At 69.7% G+C, this 24,726-nt stretch carries 23 protein-coding genes; 14 read left to right on the top strand and 9 right to left on the bottom strand.

What is annotated here, in order from left to right; translation table 11 throughout:
* The first annotated feature begins 384 nt into the window (after positions 1–384).
* The gene (locus IEZ09_RS16305; protein ID WP_189254551.1) at positions 385–1,437 is read left to right on the top strand and encodes a glycosyltransferase 87 family protein; all 1,053 of its coding nucleotides are present in this window, start codon (positions 385–387) and stop codon (positions 1,435–1,437) included.
* On the opposite strand, the gene IEZ09_RS16310 is transcribed toward IEZ09_RS16305, so the two are convergent.
* The 3 genes from IEZ09_RS16310 to IEZ09_RS16320 are packed head-to-tail and all read right to left on the bottom strand — an operon-like array spanning position 1,404 to position 3,458.
* Complete coding sequence (locus tag IEZ09_RS16310; RefSeq protein WP_189254552.1) at positions 1,404–2,816, bottom strand: purine-cytosine permease family protein; 1,413 nt, start codon at positions 2,814–2,816, stop codon at positions 1,404–1,406. The two genes, IEZ09_RS16305 and IEZ09_RS16310, sit on opposite strands and share 34 nt — an antisense overlap.
* 37 nt (positions 2,817–2,853) lie before the next feature.
* Positions 2,854–3,204 carry an MFS transporter gene (locus IEZ09_RS16315; RefSeq protein ID WP_189254553.1) on the bottom strand — a complete coding sequence of 117 codons (351 nt, stop codon included), beginning with the start codon at positions 3,202–3,204 and terminating at the stop codon, positions 2,854–2,856.
* A complete protein-coding gene (locus IEZ09_RS16320) occupies positions 3,177–3,458 on the bottom strand; it encodes an RraA family protein (protein ID WP_189254554.1) in 282 nt (93 codons plus the stop codon). The genes IEZ09_RS16315 and IEZ09_RS16320 overlap by 28 nt, the downstream gene beginning before the upstream one ends.
* A gap of 158 nt (positions 3,459–3,616) precedes the next feature.
* Here IEZ09_RS16320 and IEZ09_RS16325 point away from each other — a divergent pair, with 158 nt between their 5' ends.
* The 4 genes from IEZ09_RS16325 (at position 3,617) to IEZ09_RS16340 (ending at position 7,469) form a co-directional block, all read left to right on the top strand.
* Complete coding sequence (locus IEZ09_RS16325; RefSeq protein WP_189254555.1) at positions 3,617–5,110, top strand: sialidase family protein; 1,494 nt, start codon at positions 3,617–3,619, stop codon at positions 5,108–5,110.
* A 19-nt stretch (positions 5,111–5,129) separates the two neighbouring features.
* On the top strand, positions 5,130–5,642 hold the full coding sequence (locus tag IEZ09_RS16330; protein ID WP_189254556.1) for a DinB family protein: 513 nt from the start codon (positions 5,130–5,132) through the stop codon (positions 5,640–5,642).
* A gap of 69 nt (positions 5,643–5,711) precedes the next feature.
* The gene (locus tag IEZ09_RS16335) at positions 5,712–6,455 is read left to right on the top strand and encodes an isocitrate lyase/PEP mutase family protein (protein WP_189254557.1); all 744 of its coding nucleotides are present in this window, start codon (positions 5,712–5,714) and stop codon (positions 6,453–6,455) included.
* Between the two features lie 57 nt (positions 6,456–6,512).
* Positions 6,513–7,469 (top strand): RNA polymerase subunit sigma-70, encoded by a 957-nt coding sequence (locus IEZ09_RS16340; protein WP_189254558.1) that lies wholly within the window; start codon positions 6,513–6,515, stop codon positions 7,467–7,469.
* Here the strand turns inward: IEZ09_RS16340 and IEZ09_RS16345 are convergent.
* Positions 7,432–8,001, bottom strand: coding sequence for an AAA family ATPase (locus IEZ09_RS16345; RefSeq protein ID WP_229812615.1), 570 nt, complete (start codon positions 7,999–8,001; stop codon positions 7,432–7,434). The genes IEZ09_RS16340 and IEZ09_RS16345 overlap by 38 nt on opposite strands.
* A gap of 113 nt (positions 8,002–8,114) precedes the next feature.
* Here IEZ09_RS16345 and IEZ09_RS16350 point away from each other — a divergent pair, with 113 nt between their 5' ends.
* Positions 8,115–9,302, top strand: a complete 1,188-nt coding sequence (locus tag IEZ09_RS16350; protein ID WP_189254559.1) for an MFS transporter — start codon at positions 8,115–8,117, stop codon at positions 9,300–9,302.
* 62 nt (positions 9,303–9,364) lie between these two features.
* Here the strand turns inward: IEZ09_RS16350 and IEZ09_RS16355 are convergent, their stop codons facing one another.
* Complete coding sequence (locus IEZ09_RS16355) at positions 9,365–11,074, bottom strand: AfsR/SARP family transcriptional regulator (RefSeq protein ID WP_189254560.1); 1,710 nt, start codon at positions 11,072–11,074, stop codon at positions 9,365–9,367.
* 88 nt (positions 11,075–11,162) lie between these two features.
* Here IEZ09_RS16355 and IEZ09_RS16360 point away from each other — a divergent pair, with 88 nt between their 5' ends.
* The gene (locus tag IEZ09_RS16360) at positions 11,163–11,411 is read left to right on the top strand and encodes a DUF4242 domain-containing protein (RefSeq protein ID WP_189254561.1); all 249 of its coding nucleotides are present in this window, start codon (positions 11,163–11,165) and stop codon (positions 11,409–11,411) included.
* 124 nt (positions 11,412–11,535) lie between these two features.
* Here the strand turns inward: IEZ09_RS16360 and IEZ09_RS16365 are convergent, their stop codons facing one another.
* Positions 11,536–12,885 (bottom strand): MFS transporter, encoded by a 1,350-nt coding sequence (locus IEZ09_RS16365; RefSeq protein ID WP_189254562.1) that lies wholly within the window; start codon positions 12,883–12,885, stop codon positions 11,536–11,538.
* Positions 12,886–13,033: 148 nt separating this feature from the next.
* Entirely contained in the window at positions 13,034–13,633 is a 600-nt protein-coding gene (locus tag IEZ09_RS16370) for a TetR/AcrR family transcriptional regulator (protein WP_229812616.1), read from the bottom strand.
* A 106-nt stretch (positions 13,634–13,739) separates the two neighbouring features.
* On the opposite strand from IEZ09_RS16370, the gene IEZ09_RS16375 reads away from it, so the two are divergent.
* Positions 13,740–14,660, top strand: coding sequence for a nuclear transport factor 2 family protein (locus IEZ09_RS16375; RefSeq protein WP_189254563.1), 921 nt, complete (start codon positions 13,740–13,742; stop codon positions 14,658–14,660).
* Between the two features lie 114 nt (positions 14,661–14,774).
* The gene (locus tag IEZ09_RS16380; protein ID WP_189254564.1) at positions 14,775–15,593 is read left to right on the top strand and encodes a GH12 family glycosyl hydrolase domain-containing protein; all 819 of its coding nucleotides are present in this window, start codon (positions 14,775–14,777) and stop codon (positions 15,591–15,593) included.
* Between the two features lie 67 nt (positions 15,594–15,660).
* On the opposite strand, the gene IEZ09_RS16385 is transcribed toward IEZ09_RS16380, so the two are convergent.
* On the bottom strand, positions 15,661–17,043 hold the full coding sequence (locus IEZ09_RS16385; RefSeq protein WP_189254565.1) for a KamA family radical SAM protein: 1,383 nt from the start codon (positions 17,041–17,043) through the stop codon (positions 15,661–15,663).
* 130 nt (positions 17,044–17,173) lie between these two features.
* Here IEZ09_RS16385 and IEZ09_RS16390 point away from each other — a divergent pair, with 130 nt between their 5' ends.
* Together IEZ09_RS16390 and IEZ09_RS16395 are read left to right on the top strand one after the other, a co-directional pair.
* Positions 17,174–17,632 carry an FxsA family protein gene (locus IEZ09_RS16390; protein WP_189254566.1) on the top strand — a complete coding sequence of 153 codons (459 nt, stop codon included), beginning with the start codon at positions 17,174–17,176 and terminating at the stop codon, positions 17,630–17,632.
* On the top strand, positions 17,629–18,189 hold the full coding sequence (locus IEZ09_RS16395; RefSeq protein ID WP_189254567.1) for a GNAT family N-acetyltransferase: 561 nt from the start codon (positions 17,629–17,631) through the stop codon (positions 18,187–18,189). Before IEZ09_RS16390 ends, IEZ09_RS16395 begins: the two co-directional genes overlap by 4 nt.
* Here the strand turns inward: IEZ09_RS16395 and IEZ09_RS16400 are convergent.
* On the bottom strand, positions 18,186–18,581 hold the full coding sequence (locus tag IEZ09_RS16400) for an SsgA family sporulation/cell division regulator (protein WP_189254568.1): 396 nt from the start codon (positions 18,579–18,581) through the stop codon (positions 18,186–18,188). The two genes, IEZ09_RS16395 and IEZ09_RS16400, sit on opposite strands and share 4 nt — an antisense overlap.
* A 137-nt stretch (positions 18,582–18,718) precedes the next feature.
* Between IEZ09_RS16400 and IEZ09_RS16405 the strand changes: the two genes are divergently transcribed.
* The 3 genes from IEZ09_RS16405 to IEZ09_RS16415 are packed head-to-tail and all read left to right on the top strand — an operon-like array spanning position 18,719 to position 24,725.
* Positions 18,719–19,678 carry a TIGR03885 family FMN-dependent LLM class oxidoreductase gene (locus IEZ09_RS16405; RefSeq protein ID WP_189254569.1) on the top strand — a complete coding sequence of 320 codons (960 nt, stop codon included), beginning with the start codon at positions 18,719–18,721 and terminating at the stop codon, positions 19,676–19,678.
* The gene (locus IEZ09_RS16410) at positions 19,675–21,171 is read left to right on the top strand and encodes an alpha-amylase family protein (RefSeq protein WP_189254570.1); all 1,497 of its coding nucleotides are present in this window, start codon (positions 19,675–19,677) and stop codon (positions 21,169–21,171) included. The genes IEZ09_RS16405 and IEZ09_RS16410 overlap by 4 nt, the downstream gene beginning before the upstream one ends.
* Positions 21,172–21,212: 41 nt before the next feature.
* Entirely contained in the window at positions 21,213–24,725 is a 3,513-nt protein-coding gene (locus IEZ09_RS16415) for a P-loop NTPase fold protein (RefSeq protein ID WP_189254571.1), read from the top strand.
* Position 24,726 lies beyond the last annotated feature (1 nt).

Consider the following 24,726-nt stretch of genomic DNA (forward strand, 5'->3'; position numbering starts at 1 on the left):
CTGGCCCGCCTCCGGCTCATCCCCGCCACCGCACACGAACCGCCCGGCATCCCGCAACCACCACCACTACAAGCACGACTCCTGGCCCTGCTAGGGGTTGATCCGACCAGGCCAAGATGATCAAATCGACCGCCTCAGAAATGATCACCAGAGTTGATCAACCCCCACGTGCGGAACGCGGGTCTAGACGCCGCAGGGCCGGGCAGTGTTGCTGGCAGGAAGACTTCTGCCGGAACTTCTGCCGGTTGTTCAGCAAGGTGAGCGGCTGGTTCTCTGATTAATTTCGAAACGGTGTCACTCGTTTCACCATTGCGGAATGCTCACCAGGATCCGCGCACATCGCTTCGTTTCGCGGAAGGCCCGCGCGCTCGCCAGGTCGTCGCCGTGCTGTGGCTGGCCGCCTTCGGGTGGCTGCTCGTCGAGTGGTCCGGGCACTACCCGATCGACCTCGACGTGTACCGCCTCGGCGGCCTCGCGTGGCTGGACGGCAGGTCGCTCTACGTCGGCTTCACCGGTCCGCCGCTCGACCCGCAGCTCCCGTTCACCTATCCGCCGATCGCGGCGGTGCTGTTCAGCGGGCTGAGCCTGGTGCCGCAGGCCGCGCACACCCTGCTCGTGGTGGCGGCGGGCTTCGTGCTGCTGACCGCCGTGTGCGTCGCGGTGGTGCGCAAGGTGCGGCCGGGTCTCACGTGGACGGCCGGCCCGCTGGCCGCGATCGGCGCGCTCACGCTGGATCCCGTGTGGATGACGTTCGGCTACGGCCAGGTCAACCTGCTCCTGCTGGGCCTCGTGGTCGTCGACTGCCTGCTGGTCACCGACCGGCGCTGCCGCGGTGTGCTGGTGGGCGTCGCGGCGGCGATCAAGCTCACGCCCGCGATCTTCGTGCTCTACTTCCTGGCTCGCCGCGAGTGGCGGGCCGCGATCACCTCGATGGTGACGTTCGCGGCGCTGGTCGTGGCGGGCTTCCTCGCCGCGCCGAAGGATTCCGTGCAGTACTGGTTCCGCTCGCTGCTCAACCCCGACCGCATCGGGGACATCTCGTTGTCGACCAACCAGTCGATCAAGGGCCTCGTCCGCGACCTGGGCCTCGCGCACGGCGCGGAAACCCTGCTGTGGGCGGCGTTGGCCGCCGTCGTCGTGGCCGCCGCGGTGTTCGTGGCGAGGCGCACCCGCGACGATCTCGTCGCGCTGTTCGTCGTCGCGACCGCCGGACTGCTGGCCTCGCCGGTGTCCTGGGTGCACCACTGGGTGTGGTGCGTGCCCGTGCTGGTGTACCTGGCCCTGCGCGGCAACGCCTGGCCCGCCTTCGCCGCGGTGTTCCTCGTGTTCGTGACGCGGTCGCACGACTACGACACCTACATCTGGCTCGCCATCGGCGCCGTCGGCGTGCTCGCCGCGAGGGACTACCTCGCCCCGCGGCGGCTGATCACCGCGTAGAGCAGCCCGCCGACGAAGAACGCCACCGCCACACCGATGTTGGCCGCGCCGATGCTGCCCGCCCTGGCCGCGTCACCGAGCAGGTACCCGAGCACGTGCCGCAGGTTCGGGTCCTGCGACGTGACGAGGCCCCACCCGACGCCGACCGCGACGACGAGCGACACGACACCGGCGACGTTGAACCGTCCATACGCGCCACGGGGGTCGTAGAGCGCCTCGGGAACGTAGCCGGCCCGCCGGAACAGCCAGAGGTCGACGACGAAGATGCTCGACCACGCGGCCGTCACCACGCCGATCACGATCAGGAAAGCCTGCAGGGGAGCGAAGAAGCTCGGCGTGACGAACACGAGGTAGACGCCGCCGACCACCATGATCACGCCGTCGATCGCCACCGCCGCCCACCGCGGCAGCCGCACTCCCAGCGCCTGCAGGTTCAGCCCGCTGCTGTAGAGGTTGAACACCGCGCCCGCGATCACGCTGAGCATCGTCGCGAGCAGGAACGGGAACAGGAACCAGGTCGGCAGCGCGGCCGCGAACGCTCCGACCGGATCCGCCGCGGCGGCCGCGGCCAGCGCGGGGTTGCCCGCCGTCAGCAGCACACCGAAGAGCATCAACACCAGCGGAGCGCTGCCGGCACCCACCGCCGTCCAGCCCGCCACCGCTCGCGGTGACGAGGTCCTCGGCAGATAACGGCTGTAGTCGCCGCCACCGGACGTCCAGCCGATGCCGTTGGCGATCACGAGGCTCACCCCGCCCGCGAACAACGCGATTCCGCCGCCCGCGGCGGGACGTGAGAAGTCCAGAGTGGGCACGATCAGTGCGAAGTAGACGATCGTCGTCGCCATCACGGCGATGGTGATGTACTTCTGCACCCGCAGGATCAGGTTGTAGCCGTAGATGCCGACGACGATCACGACGGCGACGGTCAGCGCGAACCCGAGCGCCACCATCCGCGTCGAGGCGAGGCCCTGGTCGATCCGCGCGAGAACCGTGCGCGTCGCGAGAGCCCCGATCGACACGCTGATCGTCTCCCAGCCCACCAGCGACAGGTACACGAACAGCGTCGGCAGGCGGTTGCCGTGCACGCCGAACGCGGCCCGGCTCAACGTCATCGTGGGCGCCCCGCCGCGCATGCCGGCCAGCGCGACGAGACCGACGACGGGGTAGGACACGCCCAGGCCGATGATCACGGCCAGCGCGCCCTGCCACGGGCTCAGGCCGAGCCCGACGACGAACACCCCGTACGCCACGGTGAAGAAGCTCGCGTTCGCGGCGAACCAGGGCCAGAAGAGGCGGCGCGGCGTGCCGTGCCGCTCCTCGTCGGTGATCCAGTCGATGCCCTTGCGCTCGACCTCGAACGTCTTCTCAGCGCTTGCCACGACCACGGCGTCCCCCTCGCAGCGTCCCCGGTACGGATCACGCTAGCGGGGGAGGGAAGCCCTTGGGGCCCGCCATCAACGCACCGGTGGCGAAGCACGCCACGACGAGCGCCGCCGTGGTCCAGAACGCCGCGCCGGAGCCCGGACCGAGGTACACGCTGCCGAGCAACGCCACCCCCAGCATGCCGCCGAACTGATGCACGGCGTTGATCAGACCGGCGGCCGAGCCGACCTCCTGCTGGCGCACCACCTTCAGCGCCGCGGTGAAGAACGACGAGGCGAACAAGCCTGCCCCCGAGCCGATGACGAGCAACGCGACGACCAACGGCGCAGCGCCTCCGGCCGCTCCCAGCAGCTCGGTCAGCACCACCGCCAGTCCGGCGAACATGACCTCTCGCCGCCCAGAGCGGTCTCGCGCGCACCGCCGTCGACGACGATCACGTCACCCGGCTCGGCCGCCTCGACGGCGCGCAGCACGGCCAGGAAGTCGTCGCGGCAGCGGACCGTGAACGCGGGCCCGAAGACGCGGGTCGTCGCGGACCGGGCGCGGATCGCGCTGTGCATGACCCTCGTGGTCCGGTCCGCGTCGCAGATGGCGGTCGTGTCGACGGCGAGGAACCGTTGGAGCAGTTCGTGGTTCATTCGGCGTGGTTCCCTCGTTTCGGTCGACACCGGGGAGCCGGAATTCAGCAGAAACGATCGCACATGCGGTTCCGGCCGGACCCTGTCGGCGTGCAACAGTCCGGTCCGCCGCGACGATTCACCCATGAGGGGGAAAGCAGACCCGCGGAGGTACCCCCATGCAAGCGACCAGACGGCCCACCGCAGTCGCGGCGGCCGTTCTCCTGATGCTCTTCGCCGCGGCGCCCGCAGCGTCGGCGGCACCCTTCTCCGCCGGCACCGACATCGTGGTCAGCGGCCCGTCGGCGCTCACTTCCTGTCCCTACGGCGCCTCGGCCGACTTCGCCGCCGCCTACGACGACACCGAGGTGGAGCCGCAGGTGGCCGTCAACCCCGCGAACCCGGACGAGATGATCGGTGCGACGCAGCAGGACCGCTGGCCCGACGGCGGCGCGCGCGGCCTGTCGTCGTGGATCACCCACGACGGCGGCGCGTCGTGGGGCAAGCTGCCGGACGTGCCGTGGAGCGCCTGCCAGGGCGGTCCGGCCAGGTTCGGCCGCGTCACCGACCCGTGGGTGAGCTACGACAAGGCGGGCAACGCCTACTTCATCGGCCAGCCGATCGACTCGGGCGCGCTCGGCCTGTCCGCGATCTCGGTCACGAGCCTCGACCGGTCGACCTGGTCCTGGCGGCCGCCGCAGATCATCCAGGAGGACACGGGCGACCGGGGTGTCTTCAACGACAAGGTCTCCATCACCGGCGACCCGACGCGCGCCGGCTACGCGTACGCGACGTGGATCCGCGGCAGCTACCCCAACGACGGCAAGCAGCATCCGATCGCGGACCTGCACTCGTTCGCCTACCGCGGGAAGCCGATGTTCTCCCGCACGACCGACGGCGGGCTCACGTGGTCCACGCCGGTGCCGATGCGCGACTCGAACTCCTACTTCCAGGGCAACCAGATCGCGGTGGGCCCGGACGGCACGCTCTACAACGTCGCGGCGAACCTGTTCACCGGCGCGGGGCTCAACGACAAGGGCGTCTACATGGGCGTCATGACCTCCCGCGACGCCGGCCTGCACTGGTCGGCACCCGCGCAGATCGCGCCGATCCGGTTCGCCCAGCTGTTCGTGCCCGACAACAACTTCCCCATCCGCGCGGAGGATTACCTGCCCGACATTGCGGTCGACATGACCAGCGGCGCGGTCTACGTGGTCTGGGCCGACGGGCTCGGCACCGCGCTGAACAAGGTGGTGCTGGCGAAGTCGACCGACGGCGGCCGGCACTGGAGCGGCCCGACCGTGGTCGCCACCGGGGGACCGGGTGTGCAGTCGTACAACCACGCGATCGACGTGTCGGACACCGGCATGGTCACCCTGACCTACTGGGACGACCGCAACAACGTGCTCGGTGACGGCGTCGCCACCACCGACGTGTGGGTCCGTCACTCGCACGACGGCACCGCGACCTGGGAACCCGAACAGCACCTGCACGGGCCGTTCGACCACTACGCCGCCCCGATCTCGTACTTCGCGCCGGACGATCCGCGGGGCCTGTTCCTCGGGGACTACATGGGACTCGAGACGATCTCGGGCAACGACACGATCGCGTTCTTCACGTCCACCATCGCCGACGGGGCCGACGTGCACGCGATCCGGCTCAACCACAACTGACGAAGCGCACAATGGAGCCGTGGACAGAAAGGCGGTTCACGAGGACATCGAACGCACGCGGGCAACGTTCCACGCGTTGCTCGCGTGCGCCACGAACGAGCAACTTCGCCGCCGCTCGAACGGCACGCTCTGGACCAACCGCCAGCTGTTGTTCCACATGCTGCTCGGCTTCCTCATCATGCGTGCCCTGCTGGCCCTCGCCCGCGTCGTCGCCTCGTTGCCGGACTGGGTGGGCCGCGGCTGGGCGCGGTTGCTCAACGCGGTCACGAAACCCTTCGACGCGGTCAACTTCGCGGGCTCCTGGCTCGGCGGCAGCGTCATGCCGCGCTCGGCGATGGTCGTGCTGTTCGACCGCACGACCGCGGCCCTGCACCGTCGCCTCGACCGGGAGGACGACCGCGGCCTGGCGAGGGGCATGCCCTACCCGACGCGGTGGGACCCGTTCTTCCGCGAGTTCATGACGGTGGCCGACCTCTACCGCTTCCCGGTGCAGCACTTCGACTTCCACCGCGATCAGCTGTCGCTGGGCTGACCGATTCCTTCCGCGGCCGTGCGGAGTCTGTCTCTTCAGGAAGCTGTTCCGCGGAAAAAGGGGTAGTTGGTGTCCGACCTGAAAGCACACGCCGATCTGCTGCGCGACCTCCACCACGGCAAGATGCTCGTGCTGCCAAACGCGTGGGATGAGCCCAGCGCGCAGCTCATCGCCGAGATGGGGTTCCCGGCCGTGGCGACCTCAAGCGCCGCCGTGGCCGAGACGCTCGGCCACCTCGACGGCGAACGCGCGCCCTGGCAGGAGATGTTCGCGGCGGCCGCCAGGATCGCCGCAGCCGTGCCCGTCCCGGTGACTGTGGACGCGGAGGCTGGCTACGGCCTGGATCCGGACGAGTTCGTGGCCCGCCTGCTCGAAGCCGGTGCTGTCGGCTGCAACCTGGAGGACACCGATCACCGGGCGGGCGGCCTGGTCGACGCCGCCGCGCAGGCGGACAGGCTCGCGGCGGTGCGCGCGGCCGCCGACGCCGCCGGCGTTCCGATCGTCCTCAACGCCAGGATCGACGTCTTCCTGCCGTCCAGCCCCGTTCCCGAGCCCGACCGGCTCGGCGAGGCCGTCCGGCGCAGCCGTCTCTACCTGGACGCGGGCGCGGACTGCGTCTACCCGATCGGCGGGTCGGCGCGCGACACGCTCACCCGGCTGGTCGCCGAGGGGCCGGTGAACGGCAACACCACGGACGCGCTGGACCTCGACGCGTTGCGGGAGCTGGGGGTGGCACGGGTGTCCTTCGGCCCGCGGTTCTACCGCGCAGGCATGGCCGCCATGAGGGGCGCCCTGGAAAAGCTCGCGGGATAGCGATTCCTTTCGCCGGTCACCGGAGTCCAATGAGAAGGTGACGACCAGGAGGGTGCCGTGACGTCCGTGGCCAGCGTGCCGCTGCACGACGAGTTCGAACTGGTGCGCGACGGGCTGCTCGCGCACTGCTACCGGATGACGGGCTCCTACCAGGACGCCGAGGACGCCGTCCAGGAGACGTATCTGCGGGCGGTGCGCGGCGTGGCCGGATTCGAGGGCCGGTCCTCGATCAGGACCTGGCTCTACCGCATCGCGACCAACACGTGCATCACCGCGCTCGCCCACCGGAGCCGGCGGGTGCTGCCCGCCGGCCTCGGCGCACCGGCGACCGACCCCGGCGTCCGCGTCTACTCCGACGAGTCCATCGCCTGGCTCGAACCGTTGCCCGACGCCGTGCTGCACCACGACGAGCCGGGCGAGACGGTCGTGCTGCGCGAGTCGGTGCGCCTGGCGCTGATCGCGGCACTGCAGTACCTGCCGGTGCGGCAACGTGCGGCGCTGCTGCTGCGCGAGGTTCTCTCGTGGTCCGCCGCCGAGATCGCCGAGACGCTCGGCGTGACCGTCCCCGCGGTGAAGAGCCTCCTGCAACGCGCCCGCAGGCGCCTCGACGAACTGGACCTGGACGGCCACCGGCTGGAGCCACCGGACCTGGAGTTCGAACGCGCGCTGCTCGACCGCTACCTCACCGCGTTCGAGGCGGGCGATTCCGCCGCCATCCGCGCCGTCATCCACGACGACTTCAGCCTCGAAGCCGTGCCGCACCCCGTGTGGTTCAAGGGCGTGCACGTCTGCATCCCGTTCCTGGAACGGGTTTTCGCCACTCCCGGCTGGAAGATCCGGCTGCTGCCCACCCGCGCCAACGGCCAGCCCGCCATGGCTGGCTACGACAGCGACCTGCGCGCCGACTGCCTGTGGGTGCTCACCGTCGTCGACGGTCGCTTCACGCGCGCGACGAAGTTCGAGAACCCCGCGCTCGTCACGGCTGCCGGTCTGCCCGCCCGGCTTCCGGTGTGAGACACCAGCCGGTGAGGGCGACGACCTCGCTCGCCACCTCGGCGACGGTCCTGCCGTCGGTCGGCACGCGAACCACCCACTGCGGTGCGGTGGTCTCCAGGTGCTGGGCGGCGGCGGTGCTTCGTGCCACGTGCGCCTCGTACTGGCTGCCCGTCTCGCGCACGCTCAGCCGCCGGTTGGCGACGTCGTCCGCGGCGGTCAGCAGAACACCGGTCACCTCCACGTTCCCGCCCATCGCGCCGACCACCAGGTCGCGTTCGAGCACGCTGACGGTGTTGGTGTAGATGAGTCGCCGGTAGCCGAGTGCCGCGTAGTTCGCCCAGAGCGACGCCAGGTTCCTCCTGGTCATCTCGGTGCGGCTCGGATCGTCCGGTGGTGCCGGGTGGGCCTGGTCGAGGAAGTCGCCCTCGATGAAGCAGTGCGCCACGGACGCCTCCCGCAACCGCGCCGAGACCTCCCAGGCGACCGTCGACTTCCCGACCCCGGACCGGCCACCGATCAGCAGCACCGAGAAGTGGTCAGCATCGTGCACGTGAACCCCCTCGCGTCAGCACCCCAGCGTCCACATGTACCGGAAACGGAGTTGCGGCACCCCTGAGCCGGACGTTTACCTGGTGACCATGACGAGCTGCGGACGGGCGCCCGGTGCACGCTGAGACGACGGCGCGGCCCGGCACCGCCGCCGGACTGCGCCGGGTGCTGATCGTCCTGTGCACCACCGAGATCATCAGCTGGGGCGTGCTCTACTACGCCTTCCCGGTGCTGCTGCCGACCATCAGCTCCCGCACCGGGTGGTCGTTCGCGGCGATCACCGCCGGGTTCTCCGCGAGCCAGGTCGTCGCGGGCCTGGTGGGAATCCCGGTGGGCAGGCTGCTCGACCGCCACGGCCCGCGCGCCGTCATGACGACCGGTTCGGTCCTCGCCGCGCTCGCGCTCGTGGCACTGGCGACCGCGCACTCGCTCGCGTGGTTCGCGGCGGCGTGGCTGCTGGCCGGTGTCGCGATGGCCGGGGTCTTCTACGCTCCCGCGTTCGCCGCGCTGACCCGCTGGTACGGAGCCCGCCGGGTGACCGCGCTGACCGCGGTCACGCTGATCGCAGGCCTGGCGAGCACCGTGTTCGCGCCGCTGACCGCCGTGCTGAACGACCACCTGGACTGGCGCGGCACCTACCTCGTGCTCGCCGGGTTCCTCGCCGCCACCACGGTCCCGCTGCACCTGTGGGGCCTGCGACTGCCGTGGCCGGCGATCGAGCACGAGACCGCCCACACGCCGTCCGCGGTGGCGCGCAGCAGGCCGTTCCTGGTGCTCGTGGTCGCGATGAGCCTGGCGGCGTTCAGCGTGTACGCCGTCGTGATCAACCTCGTCCCGCTCCTCACCGAACGCGGCATGACGACCTCGGCCGCCGCGGTGGCGCTCGGGCTGGGCGGGGTGGGCCAGGTGCTCGGCCGGCTCGGCTACGCCAGGCTGGCCGCGCGGACGTCGGTGCGCGTCCGCACCCTGGTGATCCTGCTGGTCAGCGCGGCCGTGACGATCCTGCTGGGCGTGGTGCCCGGCCCGGCCCTGCTGCTGATCGCGGGCTCGGTGCTCGCCGGTGTCACGCGCGGGATCTTCACGCTGGTGCAGGCGACCGCGATCACCGACCGGTGGGGCCCTGTCCACTACGGACAGCTCAACGGTCTGCTCACCGCGCCGGTCATGCTCACGGCCGCCATCGCGCCGTGGGCGGGCAGCGCCCTGGCGGCGGTGTTCGGTGGCTATCCGGCGGTGTTCGTCGTGCTCGGGCTGATCGGGGTGCTGGCGGCGGTGCTGTCGACCGCCAGCGTGCCGCGCTAGCGGGTCAGACCCACGCGGACCGAGCGCGTTCGCTGGAGTCACCGAACCAATTCGACGTTCGCTCAGCGGACACCGGCGGCACCCCGGCAGCGGTCCTCTTCGAGAGGCCGGTGCAGGGTGGAGTACAGCTCGGCCGCTTCGAGGAACAACGCCGCGGCCTGGGTGGTCTGCCCGGTCGCCCTGCGGAGTTCGGCCCTGATCTCCCACAGCGCGGCCGACCACGGGCCGCCCTGCCACAGCCCGCTGATCCGTTCCGCCTCCGCGAGGTGCCGTCGTGCCCGGCCCAGGTCGTTCGCCCGCACGCAGGCCCGCGCCGCCTCGATCCGGAAGGCCATCGAGCACGGGTCGCACACGTGCGTCGCCTCGGCGAGCAGGCGCTCGCCGTCGCGGACCGCGCCCAGTGCCTCGACGAGCCCGCCCGCGGCGAGCACGCGCAGTCCGTGGATCCGGATGACCAGGTGCGACCGGATGCCCGACGAGTGCGCGAGCGGCATGGCGCGGTCGAGCAGTGCGGCGGCGGCCCGGCGATCTCCGCGCCGCACCTGCGTCTCCGCGGCACGTTCGAGCGCGATGCTCTGTGCCGAGAGGCATCCCGCCCGCTCCGCGTCCGTCAGCGACAGGTCGAGGTGCGCGCGTGCCTCGTCGAGATGGCCGGACAGCAGCGCGAACTCGCCGAGCAGCAGGTGGGCCAGTGCCCGGCCCGCGGTCGAGTCCGCCGCCGTCGCGATGCCGAGCAGGTCCCGGCCGAACGACTCCGCGCCCTCGTGTCCTTCCGGTCCGTACAGGTAGAACTCCTGGAAGCACAGGTGCGCGTCGAACACGGCGTTCTCCAGGTTCGCGGATCGCCGGACGGAGTCGGCGAACTCCTGCCGGAACTGCTCGTGCCACGTGCCCCGCGCGTAGGCGACGAGCGCGAGCAGTGTGGACGCCTCGCCCAGCTCGTGCCCGAGGCCCGCGTCCAGCGCCAGCGCGCGTGCCCGCTTGGCCAGCCGCTCGGCCTCCTCGACGTTGCGCCGGCCCCAGGCGACCAGGCCGTTGGCGAGGGTCACCGCCACCGTCTGCTCGACCGACGGCGGCTCGGCGCCCTCGGCCAGCGCCGTCTCGTAGAGCGCGACCGTCTCGGCGTCCGGCCCGACGCCGACGCGTTCCCGCAGCGCCTCACGCAGGCGTTCGAACTGGCGCAGCGCCTCGCGCCGCCGTCCGGCCGCGAGGTGACGCCGCATCATCGCCCGATGCGCTTCCTCGTCGGTCTCGTCGAGCTCCAGCAACCGGGTCCAGTCCCCGGCGGCCCGCAGCAGCGCGACGTACCGCGACCTCGCCCTGGCCCGCGGCTCCTCCGCCCACCACTCGTACCGGTCGTCCGGCAGCAGGTCACCGCCGTACCTCGCGGCCGCCGCCGCACACGCCCGCGCGTCGCCCGACGCCAGCGCGGTGTCGGCGTCCCGGTTGAACCGTTCGAGGTCGCAGTCGAGGCACCCGTCCGGCCACAGCGCCAGCACCTGGCCGTCGACGGCGATCGCGCCGGGACCGCCGAGCGCCCGGCGGGCGTAGTGCACGGCCTTGCGCAGGTTCGCACCCGCCGCCTCGACGGGCAGATCCGGCCACAGCAGCTCCATGACCTGTTCGCGGTGCAACCGGTGCCCGGTCTCGATCGCCAGGAGCTTCACGACGTCGGCGGCACGCCGGCTGCGCCAGGCATGGGCAGGGACGGGGCTGCCGTCCACGGTGACGCCAAACCCGCCGAGCACGCGCACCTGGCAGGTGGCAGGCATGGGGCGACCCTACGTCGGCCGGCGTGGGAACGCTCGGGGAACGCCCCGCGCCCTAACCTCGCCGCACACAGCCGGAAAGGAGAACGCGATGCTGTTCATGGACGTCCACAACGAACTGCCCGAAGGCGCCACCGCGAAGGACGTGGCGGAAGCGCACGAAGCCGACCTGCGCACCCAGGACCAGCACGGCGTGCGCTACCTCAACTACTGGGTCGACGACCAGGCGGGCAAGGTCTTCTGCCTGGTGGAGGCCCCGGACGCGGAGGCGGCGCACCGAGTGCACCGCGAAGCGCACGGTCTCGTCGCCGACGAGATCTACCCGGTCGTGCAGGGATAGCCGTCATGGGCACCCCGGCGGCCAGGGCCGAGTTCGAACCCGGCTGGCGCTGGTCGCGCGACGTCGCGCCGATCGCGGGCACCGAGTCCTGCCAGGGCGCTGCACACCGCTGTCCACTTCGGACTCACCCGCGCTGGACCGGACGATCACCGGGCCTGTGGTGCGCTCCCGCGAGCTCCGTCTTCCCCGTCCGTGCCCGAGCACGGCGGCGCGGGCGGGTGAGCGGCGCGGGCTGAAGCGGATGGCCTGCCGGGTGCGCGACGCCGCGCTGCCGGCGCAGCACCCGGTGGGCGAGCGCCGTCCGCCGGTGCGGGGATGCGCCGAAGAGAACAGCCGCGCTCACCGTCGTGAGCAGCGTGATGGTGCCCGCCAGCACCAGCGTCGTGCTCGCCCCGAGCCGCTCGCACAACCAGCCGAGCAGGGGAGCGCCGACAGCGCCCGCGGCGGCACCGGCGGACCCGCTGATCGCGAGCATCCGGCCGCGCATGCCGTCTTCGGAGTCGAGCTGCAGGCGGGTGCTCATGGTCGTGTCGATCAGCACCGCCGCGGCGGCGATGGGCACGATCACGACGGCGAACGCGACCGGCCCCGACACGAGACCGCCGATCACCTGGAGCAGGCTGGCGAGAGCCGCGGCCACGAGCAGAAGACGCACGGACAGCGTGCGCCGCGCCGCCGCGACCAGACCTCCGAGCACGGTCCCGACGGCGAACACCGACGACAGCACGCCGTACATCGCCGCGTCGGCACTCATGGCCGCCATCGTGACCTGGTAGTTGCGGCCGAGACAGGACAACACGAACCCGAGCGTCACGAGCAGCAGCAACCGACCGCTGGTGGCGACGTACCGCAGACCGTCCCGCACCCCGGCGCGATTCGGGGCGCTCGTGGCGAGCACGTGCAGCTCCTCACGGCGAATTGTCAGCACGGTGGCGATGACGGCGACGAAGCTGAGGCTGTTGAGCACGAACAGGACAGGCGCGCCGACGAGCGCGGTCAGCACACCAGCCGTGCTCATGCCGATGATCCGCCCCACCGAGTTGATCACCGAGCCGAGCGCCACCGCGTTGCCGAGACCGTCACGCGGCACGATCTGGCTGCTCAGCCGCCCGAACGCGGGACCGTCGAACACGGAGATCAACCCTGCGGCGCAGGTGAGCGCGTAGATCGTCGCCATCGGCAGACCGGACCACACGGCGAATCCGAGCACGCCCGCCAGCACAGCGTGCATCACCTGGCAGACGAGCACGATCCGGCGCACCGGGAACCGGTCGGCGAGCGCACCCGCCCACGGGCCGAGCAGGACGGCGGGCAGCGTGCTGAGCAACACCGAGATCCCCACCGAAGTCACAGATCCGGTGCGCTCCAGCACCACCCAGTTCACACCGATGACCTGCATCCAGGAGCCGGTGACGGAAACCAGGTCCGCGGCGGCCCATCGGCGGTAGTTCCGGTGGCGCAGCGCACGGAACATCGGCGGCATCGTTCGCCGCAAAACACAACTCCTTCAACGGGGACTGGGCCAGACACCACCCGGCCCGGACCGCGACAAGGCTACGTGCGGACATGTCGCGTCCAAACGTGAGAACGTTCACCCCTCAGCGGGTAACGCTGGTCTGCGATCAGAACGAGCCGGGCTGCACCGCGTGCATGGCGTCGTCCACGAGGCGGCGCAGGGACTCCGTTCCGTCGCTCTGCAACCACACGCCGTTGGCGACGCTGAAGCACGCGAGCGCGGCGGCGGTGAGCGCCGCCGGGCGCGGGTCGTGGTCCGCGGGAGACAGGGCCATGCGTTCGGCGACGAGCGGCGTCAGCAGGTCCTGCCACTGCTTCTGCTGCTCCACGCGGCCGGCCCGCAGCGCCGGTGACTGGTCGGTGATCCGCAGCAGCGTGAGGCCGTGGCGCGGGTCGTGTTCGGTGGCGTCCACGATCACGTCGAACGAGCGGCGCAGCGCGGTCCAGGCGTCCTCCTCGGCGGGACGGCCGGCGAGCCTGTCGGCCAGCAGCGCGCCGACCTTCTCGAACTTCACCAGGACGACGTCCTCTTTGGACGCGAAGTAGCGGAAGAAGCTGCGCTGCGACATCCCGACCGCGGCGGCGATCTCGTCCACCGTGGTGGTGTCGTATCCCTGCCGGACGAACAGGTCCCACGCGACGTCCATCAGCTGGGAACGCACCGCCTGACGGGTCCTCTCCCGCAGGCCTTGCTGCTTCGCACTCACCCGATCACTGTAGCTTCCGCCAAACTTGTCAGCCACTGACGACTTGTCAGTGGCTGACACATGTGACATATGCTGTTGGAACCGTTCGGAGCACCGAAGGAGACAGATGCGTCCCACCACCGCCCTGCCCGGCAAAGCGGCCGCCGTCGTGCTGGCCGTGACTCTCGGCGCCATGACCGCAGTCGCACCGCAGGCCGTCGCGTCGAGCGCGGCGCAGTACTGGCACCAGAACACGCTCGACAAGCACAAAGCCATCACCGTGCAGGTGCTCAAGCGTCTCTTCGAGGACGGCGACGTCTCAGTCGTGGACCGCTACATCCGTCCCGGCTACATCCAGCACAACCCGTTGGCCCCCAACGGAACCGCGGCGCTCAAGGCTCTCGCCGGCCCTTTGACCACGCAGTTCCCGGACCTGAAGTACGACATCAAGCGCGTGATCGCCGACGGCGACCTGGTCCTGGTGCACTCCAACGTGGTCCTCACGCCCGGCACGCGCGGCTCGGCCGTGGTGGACATCTTCCGCTTCGACCGCGACCACCTGATCGTCGAGCACTGGGACACCGTCCAAGACGTGCCGGCCACGTCCGTCAGCGGCAACGACATGTTCTCCACGGTCAGCTCCCCGCGCACGAACGAGCCGGGCCCGCGGTGGCTGACGCCGTGCAGCAGGTCGGCCGCCACCGCCTACTTCGACCAGCTCCTCGTCCGCAAGGACGTCAACGCGGTCGACCGCCTGGCGCCCGAGTACCACCAGCACAACCCCGCCATCCCCAGCGGCACAGCGGGCCTGCGGGAGACCTTCTCCGCGTTCTTCCAGCAGTTCCCGCAGCTGACCGTGGACCGCAAGCGCGTCATCGCCGACGGGGACCTCGTCGCGATCCACGCCCACTACCGGACCAGTCCCGAGGATCGCGGCCAGTCCGTTGTGGACATCTTCCGCGTACGTCCGGACGGGAAGATCGTCGAGCACTGGGACGTGGTGCAGGACGTGCCGGCAACATCCGCCAACGACAACACGATGTTCTGATCCTGGGACCCGCACTGCCTGAACCGGTTGACTCGCCAGGACGTATTCACCGGTGATGCTTTGTCGGGCAACCACGCGTGCCGTTGCCGGCGCCGGGGCGGGGGAGGAGCGCACATGAACAGTCCCCATGCGCAGATCGCCTTCCGGGTCGCTCTCGCGCTGGCGGCTGCCGGACTGGGCGGAGCGTTCCTCGCCGCGCTCATAGGTGTGGTGCTGTCTCTCGTCGGCCCCTCGGGAACCGCCGTCACCAGGTTGTGCGGCAAGACGGACGTCGCACCCGCCGGGGGCAATGACTACCTCGGGCAGAACAACGTGTGGGGCGCGGACACCGCGCAGTGCGTGGCCGTCGGCGACCAGTCGCTGCGGGTGGAGACAGCCGCGCACGACCGTCCGCCCGACGGCGCCCCGGCCGCCTCGCCCTCGTTGATCAGAGGGTGCCACTGGCAGGACTGCACGGACGTCGGAGACCTGCCGGTCCGCGTGTCGGAGATGCCGGAGATCACGAGTGACTGGGTCACCAGACAGGTCGACACCGGCATCTTCAACGCCGCGTACGTGGTGTGGTTCCACAGCGGCCCGGTCGCGAGCGGCACGCCGGACGGCGCCGAGATGGTGATCTGGATGCGCAGCCGGGGCGGCGTCAGGCCGGGTGGCTCGGTCGTGGCCGAGAACGTGCTGATCTCCGGCGCGCGCTGGAACGTGTGGCTCGCCAGGGACGGCGGCCGCGTGCGCATCACCTACGAGCGCCTCGGCGAGGTCGTCTCGGTACGCGGACTGGACATCCGCGCGTTCACGATGGACTCGGTCGCACGGGGCCACGTTCTTCCCGGCTGGTACCTGGTCGCGGTCGAGGCCGGGTTCAACCTGTGGCGCGGCGGCGCGGGCAACGTCATCGAGAGCTTCTCGGTCTCCATCGCCGACCGCGTGCGATGACCTTCGGCCCACCATGCCGATGGGGCCGCTTTCGGAAGATGTCCCGAAACGGCCCCATCGCGGCCTGTCAGGTCTGGTCGGACCACCACTTCTGGCCGGCCTCGCCCAGCGTCGAGATCGGGTCGTAGTACGGGTAGCGGCGGTCGAGCGCCTCGGGGTCCTCCAGCTCGATCCCGGTGCGGTAGTTCTTGGTCCAGTAGGAAATGCCCAGCTCACGGTCGTATTCGGCGAGCTGGTGCACCCACCGCTTCCCGACGTACGGCACGTCGCACACGATCCGCGGCGTCGCGTACCCCGGCAGGTAGCCCATGATCGCGTGCTGCAGCTCCTGCGCCTCCCACACGGCCACCCGCCAGTGCTCCGCGTTGGGGATCATGTCGCACATGTAGAAGTAGTACGGCAGGATGTTCGCTTCCCCTTGCAGCGCAAAGCAGAGGTCCAGCAGGTCGTCCGGCGTGGCGTTGACGCCCTTCATCAGCACGCCCTGGTTGCGCACGTCCCGGACACCGACCTCGAGTGCGGTCCGCGCGGCCTCGGCCACCAGGGGCGTGACGGACTGGGCGTGGTTCACGTGCGTGTGGATCGCCAGGTTCACGCCGCGGCGTGACGCCGTGCGGGCGACGCGCTCCAGGCCCTCGACCACGCGCGGCTGGATCCAGTGCTGCGGCAGGCCGGCCAGGGCCTTGGTCGCCAGGCGGATGTCGCGGACGGTCTCGATGTCCAGCAGGCGCATCAGGAACGACTCGAGCTGCGGCCACGGCACGTTCGCCACGTCGCCGCCGGAGACGACGACGTCGCGCACGCCCGGCGTCTTCTTCAGGTAGTCGATCATCTGGTCCTGGCGGTCGACCGGCTTCAGCGAGAGCTTGTGCTTATCGATCAGCGGGGTCGAGTTGCCGACCAGGTCCATGCGGGTGCAGTGGCCGCAGTACTGCGGGCACGTCGACACCATCTCCGCCAGCACCTTGGTCGGGTAGCGGTGGGTCAACCCCTCGACGACCCACATCTCGGCCTCGTGCAGCGAGTCGCGCTGGGAGTGCGGGTGCGACGGCCACCGCGGGTCGCGGTCGGAGCGCACCGGCAGCATGTAGCGGCGGACCGGGTCGGCCAGGAAGGCGTCGGTGAAGTCCGCCGGGGCCGCGTCCACCGCCATGGTGTTGAGCATCTGCGGTGGGATGAGCATCGACATGGTCGCGAAGGTTTCCTGGTCCGCGGCCAGGTCGTCGTAGAACTTCTCGCTCAGCAGGTCGCCGGTGACCTTGCGGAGCTGCTTGACGTTCTTCACGCAGTTCACGCGCTGCCACTGGGCGTCGCGCCACTGCGCTTCGGTCACGTGCGCCCAGCCGGGGAAGCGTCGCCAGTCGGGTTCGACCAGCTCTCGGCGGACGTACGTGTACGGCTGGCGGTCCAGCCGCTCCAGCGCCGTGGGGGCGTCGTGCAGCGCAGTCATCCGTACTCCTCAGCGTCGAGGTCGCGTAAAGATATCCTGTCATACCGCTAGCCCGCCGTAAATATTTCGGATCAACGCCTGGTGGAGGCGGGTGTGGGAGCAATTGGGCGGCCTCGTGCGTTGAGGGGGTATGCCTGTCTTCGCCCTGGTGCTGTTGGGGATGTTCGCCGAGATCGCGGTCATGATCGCCGTTGGCAACGCCATCGGCGGGCTGTGGACGATCGCGCTGCTGCTGGTCGGCACCCTCGTGGGTCTGCAGCTCGTGCGCAGGCAGGGTGCGCAGACGATGGCCGCGTTCTCGCAGGCCGTGTGGAAGCGCCAGCAGCCGCACCAGGAGATGGCCGACGGCGTGCTCATCGCGGCCGCCGGTGCGTTGATCATGGTGCCGGGCTTCATCAGCGACGTGGCGGCGTTGTTCCTGCTGTTTCCGCCGACGCGACGGCTCGTGAGCCGCCGGATCGCGCGCAAGGCCGAGGCGGCCGCGCTCAAGTTCGAGCACGAACGCCGCTTCGGGCCCGGTCAGGTCGTCGAGGGCGAGGTCGTCGACGTCGAGCCGGTGGTGATCACGGATCGGCGCGAGCTGACGTGATCCGCGCGTACCGGCCCGCTGACCTGGACGCGCTCTACGACATCTGCCTCGACACCGGCAACGGTGGCCTGGGCGCACGGCACCTGTTCGACGACCCGCGCCTGCTCGGACACGCCTACGTCGGCCCCTACGTGGCGTTCGAACCCGACCTGGCGTTCGTCGTGGAGGACGACGAGGGCGTCTGCGGGTACGCGATCGCGGCCGCCGACAGCGAGGCCTTCGAGGACCGCCTGGAGCACGACTGGTGGCCTGACCTGCGGATTCGCTACCCACTCACGGCGAACCCGAACCGCGTGGTGCAGCACATCCACCACCCGGTGCGGGCCGACCACAAGCTGGCCCTGGACTATCCGGCGCACCTGCACGCGAACCTGCTGCCGCGCGCGAAGGGCAAGGGCTACGGCGGCAAGCTCGTGCGCACGGTGCTCGAACGCCTGGAGAAGGGCGTTCATGCGCACGTGCGGCACCACAACACACACGCGATCGGCTTCTGGGAGCACCTCGGCTTCCGCGTGGTCGACTCCGCGGACAAGCTGGTCCTCGGCCTGCGCCTCTAGGCGAGCAGGTCCTTCAGCAGCAGCTCGAAGTCGACGACCTCCTGCCCGGCGGGCACGGCCGCGTAGGTCGAGTCGAGGAACCGGCCCAGCTCGTCGGCCGACAGGTGGAACACCGCGTGCGAGTCCTCGGTGAACAGCTCCAGCACCAGCACGTTCCCGTGGCCGGGCCGCAGCCGCACGTCCCCGATCCCGGCCGGCGCGAGCAGGCCGTCCGACAGCAGCTCCCGCCCGACGACCCAGATCGACTCCTGATCCCTGGCCTGAAACCGCAGCGTGACGGCGTGCGGATCGTCTGAGCGGTACTGGAGGTCGACGTTCATCGGCTCGACAGAGCCGTCCGGCCGAATGAACTCAACGACGGTGACGGTCCCGACGCGCGTCTCGTTGAACATCGCCGTTCCTCCTCCGCTCCGAGGGTGCTGCCATCCACACGGATGCCGTTCGGGATCGGTTCAACGGACCGCGAGAAAAAGTTCGGCGAGCCGGAACAAAGGTTGCCACGATCTTCGTGCGGGGTACCTGAAGTCGCATGACCGTCTACGGCATCCACGCGTCGCACGAGCAGATCCACCCGTCCGGCCTGCTCACCGCCGTGCGCAGGGCCGAGGAGGCCGGCTTCACCGCGGCGATGAGCTCCGACCACTTCTCACCGTGGAGCGCGCGCCAGGGGCATTCCGGGTTCGCCTGGTCGTGGCTCGGCGCCGCGCTGCAGGCAACGACCCTGCCGTTCGGTGTGGTCACGGCCCCCGGCCAGCGCTACCACCCGGCGATCACCGCCCAGGCCATCGGCACCCTCGCGGCGATGTTCCCCGGCCGCTTCTGGGCCGCGCTGGGCACGGGCGAGGCCAGCAACGAGCACATCACCGGTGACGGCTGGCCGCGCAAGGACGTCCGCAACGCCCGGCTGCGCGAGTGCGTCGACGTGATCCGCGCACTCCTGCGGGGCGAGGAGGTCAGTCACGACGGCCTGGTGCGCGTCGACCGAGCGAAACTCTGGACGCTGCCCGCCGAGACCCCGCTGCTGATCGGCGCCGCCGTGAGCCCGCAGACCGCCCGCTGGTGCGCGGAGTGGGCCGACGGGCTGATCACCGTCAACGCCCCGCCGGACCGGCTGCGCGAGGTGGCGGACGCCTACCGGGACGCGGGCGGCCGGGGCAAGCTGCACCTGCAGGTGCACCTGAGCTGGGCGCCGGACGAGGACACCGCGGCCAAGATCGCGCACGAGCAGTGGCGTACCAACGTGTTCCGCCCGCCCGTCTGCTGGGACCTCGAACTCGCCGAGCACTTCGACGTGGTCGCCGAGCGCGTCACGCCGGAGCAGGTGGCCGAGGTCGTCAACGTCTCCTCGGACCTCAAGTGGCACGCCGAGAACCTGTACACCTACGCGTCACTCGGTTTCGAGGAGATCTACCTGCACCACGTGGGCCAGGACCTGATCCCGTTCGTCGACGCGTTCGGCGAGCACGTGCTGCCGGAGGTGACGAGGTGATCCGCACGTCGGACGTCTGGTGGAAGAACGCCGTCCTGTACTGCCTGGACGTGGAAACCTTCTCCGACAAGGGTTTCCGCGGCTGCACCGAACGCATCGACCACCTCCACGCCATGGGCGTGACCTGCATCTGGCTGATGCCGTTCTACCCGACCCCGGAACGCGACGACGGCTACGACATCACCGACTTCTACTCGGTGGACCCGCGTCTGGGCTCGCTGGGCGACTTCGTGGAGTTCGTCCGCTCCGCCCGCGACCGGGGCATGCGGGTGATCGCCGATCTCGTCGTCAACCACACCTCCGACCAGCACCCGTGGTTCCACGACCCGGCCAAGCGCGACTGGTACGTCTGGGCCGACGAGCCGCAGGCCGACGGCCCGCAGGGAATCACGTTCCCGGACAAGGAGAAGAGCCTCTGGCAGTACGACGAGGAGGTCGGCAAGTACTACCTGCACCGCTTCTACAAGCACCAGCCCGACCTCAACGTCTCGAACCCCGAGGTGCGCGACGAGATCGCCCGGATCATGGGCTTCTGGACGGAGCTCGGCCTGAGCGGCTTCCGCGTCGACGCCGTCCCGTTCCTGCTGGAGCACAACGACGCCACGGACGCCATGTCGCTGCCCAACCCGCACGACTACCTGGCCGACCTGCGCGCGTTCCTGACCCGCCGCAACGGCGAGGCCGTGCTGCTCGGCGAGGTCAACCTGCCCTACAAGGACGCCATGGCCTACTTCGGTCACGGCGTGGGCGACGAGCTGACGATGTGCTTCGACTTCGTCGGCATGCAGGCGATGTACCTCGCGCTGGCCCGCCAGTCCGCCGGCCCGCTCATGAAGGCGTTGCAGGAACGCCCGCAACCACCACGCGACGGCCACTGGGCGACGTTCGTGCGCAACCACGACGAGCTGACCCTCGACAAACTGCCGGAAGACGAGCGGAACGAGGTCTTCGCCGCCTTCGGCCCGAAGCCGGAGCAGCAGCTCTACGGCCGTGGCCTGCGCCTCCGCCTGCCGACGATGCTCGACGACGACTACCGCCGCATCCGCATGGTCTACAGCCTGCTCTTCACCCTGCCCGGCACCCCCGTCCTGTTCTACGGCGAGGAGATCGGCCTGAGGGAGGACCTCTCGCAGGAGGGCAGGCTCGCCGTGCGCGTCCCGATGGACTGGGAGGCGGTCGACCGGCAACGCCACGCGCCCGACTCGCTGCTCTCCTGGATGCGCCTGCTGATCGAGCGCTACCGCGAGTGCCCCGAGCTGGCGTGGGGCGACTGCCAGGTGCTCGACGCGGGCGACCCGTGCGTGCTCGCCCACCGGGCGGACTGCGACGGCGGCACGGTCATCGCCGTGCACAACTTCGCCGACCGCGCGGTCCCGGTCGAGCTCCAGGTGGACGGCTCGCTGACCGATGTCCTGACCGGTGAGGGCTGCGCAGCGAAGCTGGAGCTGGGCCCGTACGACTGCCGGTGGTTCCGACTGGTTTCCGAGCGATGACGTAGCGAATTCACGGGCGTGTGCGACTAACGAGCATGCCGGTGCCCGACACGCCCACTTCGGACGACGAACTCGGCTTCGACCGGTTCGCCATCCCGCTGGCCAGGACCATCGCCGCCACCGACCGCTCCACCACGCCGTGGACCATCGGCGTCTACGGCGAGTGGGGCAGCGGCAAGACCACGTTCCTGAAGCTGGTCGAGAAGGCACTGGAGCCGTCGGGTGTGCGGCCCATCTGGTTCAACGCCTGGAAGTACGCCCGCGACGACAACCTGTGGGCCGCCCTGATCGAGAAGATCGTGCGCGACGCCCGCAGATCGGTTCCGTGGTACCGGGTTCCGGACGTGCGCCTGCGGATCTGGCTGCGGTCGATCGACTTCGGCGCGGGCTTCTGGGAGCTCTTCCGCAAGCTCCTCGCCGTCGGCTTCAAGATCGCGACGCTCACGGTGCTGATCCTGATGGCGATCAGTCTGGTCCCGGTCGCCGGCAACCCGGTGACCGGCTGGCTGGCCGGCGGCTCGCTGCTCGCCGAGCCCTGGTCTCGCGTGCTGGTCGGAGTGATCGCCGCGCTGGGCACGAAACCGGAGGCACTGCTGAAGCTGTTCGACGTGAAGCTCGGCGCCGACCTGGGCGCGTTCCGCCGCCGCCAGCTCCACCGTTCGCAGACGGCGCTGCTGGACGACTTCACCGCCGAATTCCAGGGCGTGCTGGCCGTCGTCTACCGGAAGAAGCCCCTCGTCGTGATCATCGACGACCTGGACCGGTGCCTGCCGGAACAGACGCTGCAGATCATCGAGACCGTCAAGCTCTTCCTCGACGAACCCGGCTGCGTCTTCCTGCTCGCGGTGGACAGGGATGTCATCGAGCACGCGATCCGGGTCAAGTACAAGGACCTGCCCTCGGTGGGCGAGCTGGGGGAGACGTTCTTCGAGAAGATCGTTCAGCTGCCCTACTCGCTGCCACCGCCCGCCGAGGGACGCGTCGAATCGTACATCCGCAGCATTTCGTCGGACCCCGACGTGCTGGCGTGCCTGCCCATCCTGCGAGGCACCCCGCCCTACAACCCCAGACGGATCAAACGGAGTGTGCAGGCGTTCACGCTGTTGAAGGAACTGTTCTCGGCGGACCAGGAGCCCGTGCCGCCGGTGCTCGCGAAGCTCGTCGTGATCCAGGCCCAGTTCCGGCAGGTCTACCGGGCCGCGGTGAACGATCACTCACTGCTGGCGCGGCTGGAACGGGCATACCGGCATCCGGACGGGAATGTCGATGGCGCGCTGAGCGCCCAGGTCGAGCGGTTCTCCGATCGTTATCCGGGCTTGGCGGCACTCTTCAACGTCCGGTTGAGCGATCGGGACACGTTCACGGGGGTGGCGATCGAGACCTACCTGTCGATCGTCGACACGGTGACCGCGATCGACGAACCGGTCCCACCGGTCCGGCGCACCGCCTTGGTGATCTGCATGCGCCGGGACTGGGAATGGGGCGAGCAAATCGCGAACGTCGTGCGCAGCACGGGACGACACGTCGTTGTGACCACTCCTGGGTACAGCAGAGACGCGACATACGACCTCTCGATCATCGTGTGGTCGAACGCGTCTGCCGAGGCGCTGTCAGCCGAACGTGTGTTGACGGCAGCCGCCATGAGCGGGGAACCGTTGGTGGTCGTGAAGGTGGACGGAGGCGAGCCGCCTGCCGAACTGGCCCGGCGCGGCTATGGATACCTGGACGTGGCGGGTATGACGCCGGATGAAATGCGGGCCGCCGTGCTGTCGCGCATTCCTTACGTGCCGCTCGGTTGGGGAGAATCTGGGCCCCAGACGATCACCAATCTTCCGACGGTCCCGGGCGGCCTCGTACCGCGCGACGAGTTGCTCAGCGGAGTGACGGCACCGACCACGGCGCTTGTCGGCATGCCGGGCAGCGGCAAGACCACGCTCGCACTGCAGTACGCCAGAAGCCGTCTTGCCGACTTCCGTGTCGTGTGGCTCATCCGAGCCGCTACCCGCCACGAGGACATCGCAGCGCTCGCCAAGCGACTCTCCGTCACCCCGGATCGCGTGATCGGCCAGCTCGCGTTGACGGGTCGGTTCCTGCTGATCTACGACGGCTTCGATGCCAATGCCGATGCCATCAAGGCCATTCGGCACTCGGCCGACACCGGCAGGATCATCGTCACTTCCTGCGACAGAGATTGGGATGCCCACGCCGCGATGGTGGAGGTCGGGCCGTTCTCCAGAGCGGAATCGGTGGCGTTCCTCGGCGTGCCGGAAGCGGACTCACTCGCAGAGGCGCTCGGCGACCTGCCGTTGGCGCTCGCATGCGCCAAGGAGGACCTGTTCGGTTCTGGCCGGTCAGTCGGCGACTACCTGCGCTCACTCGCCGAACATGGGACCGCCGTCGTGCGGTACGACAACCTTTCGCTGTCGGCAGCGCTGTCAGACGCGTTCGAGCGCCTGGCAGAGAGGGGCGCCAGGTCACTCGCGGTGCTGCAGGCGATGTCGATGCTGGGTTCACCGCCGATTCCGCGCGAACTGGTCATGAGCATGGTTCGTGGCAACGAGATGGAGTTCGAACGAGCTGTCGCCGATCTGGTGCGAATGTCACTGGTCGAGCTCGTGTCCGGTGACTTCGACGTGAATCCGGTGGTGCGGAGGTTCGCGCTGGAGTCACCGGAGGCGTTGACGTACCTCAAGCCGGTGAATCAGCTGCCGGTGTCCGTGGACCAGCAACAGCTCGAACGTCTGCAGCCTCATTGGGACGCGCTGGTCACGCACGCGCCTCCGGCGACGGCTGCGGAACTATTGCTCAGAATCGGACACAGCTGGCGCGCCGCGGGCTCCTGGGTGAAGGCGCGGGTGTGCGCCGAGAAGGCGCTGGAACTGGACCGGGGCAACCCGGAGGTGGGCGAGTTGCACGCCCTGGCGACTGGCTTCACGGTCCTGTTGCTGGGCTACCCGAGCGACGAGATGACCGCCTTCGCCAAGATTCTGCGGGCGGGCTTCGGCAAAGAGCCTTTCGAGGTGGTCGACGCGGATCCGGTCAAGTACTTGATCACTTCGGTCATTCCGGTGGACTGCGTCGTGGCGATCGATGACGGAGCGCCGACGATGATAGTGAAGGAACACGCCGCTGTTGCGAGGTCGATAGGTGTACGGCACGCCGTGGCCGCAGGTCTCCACGACGTGCCGTCGCTGGGTCTCCTGGCTGATGACTTCCCCAATGCGCCGACCGTTCGCGCGGATTCCGGCGAAAAGGTCCTCGAGCTGGCCGACCTCATCCAGCAACAGGTACGCGAGCCGAGGATCGAGGATGATCCAACTGTGTGCACGCAGTTTCGCGCGGTGCTCATGGCGCGCGAAGGCCAGACTCCTCAGTCGGTGAACATCAGCTTCGGGTCCCGGCAGGGGAGTGCGTCGGTGCTGGGCATGTTCACAGGGACTGGAAGCGGCACGATCGTCGTGCTGTTCGAAGTGAGCAAGCCCGTGTCGATCACGGTTGGCTCCAGATTCGGCAGCACGCTCGGACGCGGGGTGGTGACCCGGATCGTCAAGTGAT

Source organism: Lentzea flava (assembly GCF_014648475.1).
Lineage (GTDB): Bacteria > Actinomycetota > Actinomycetes > Mycobacteriales > Pseudonocardiaceae > Lentzea > Lentzea flava.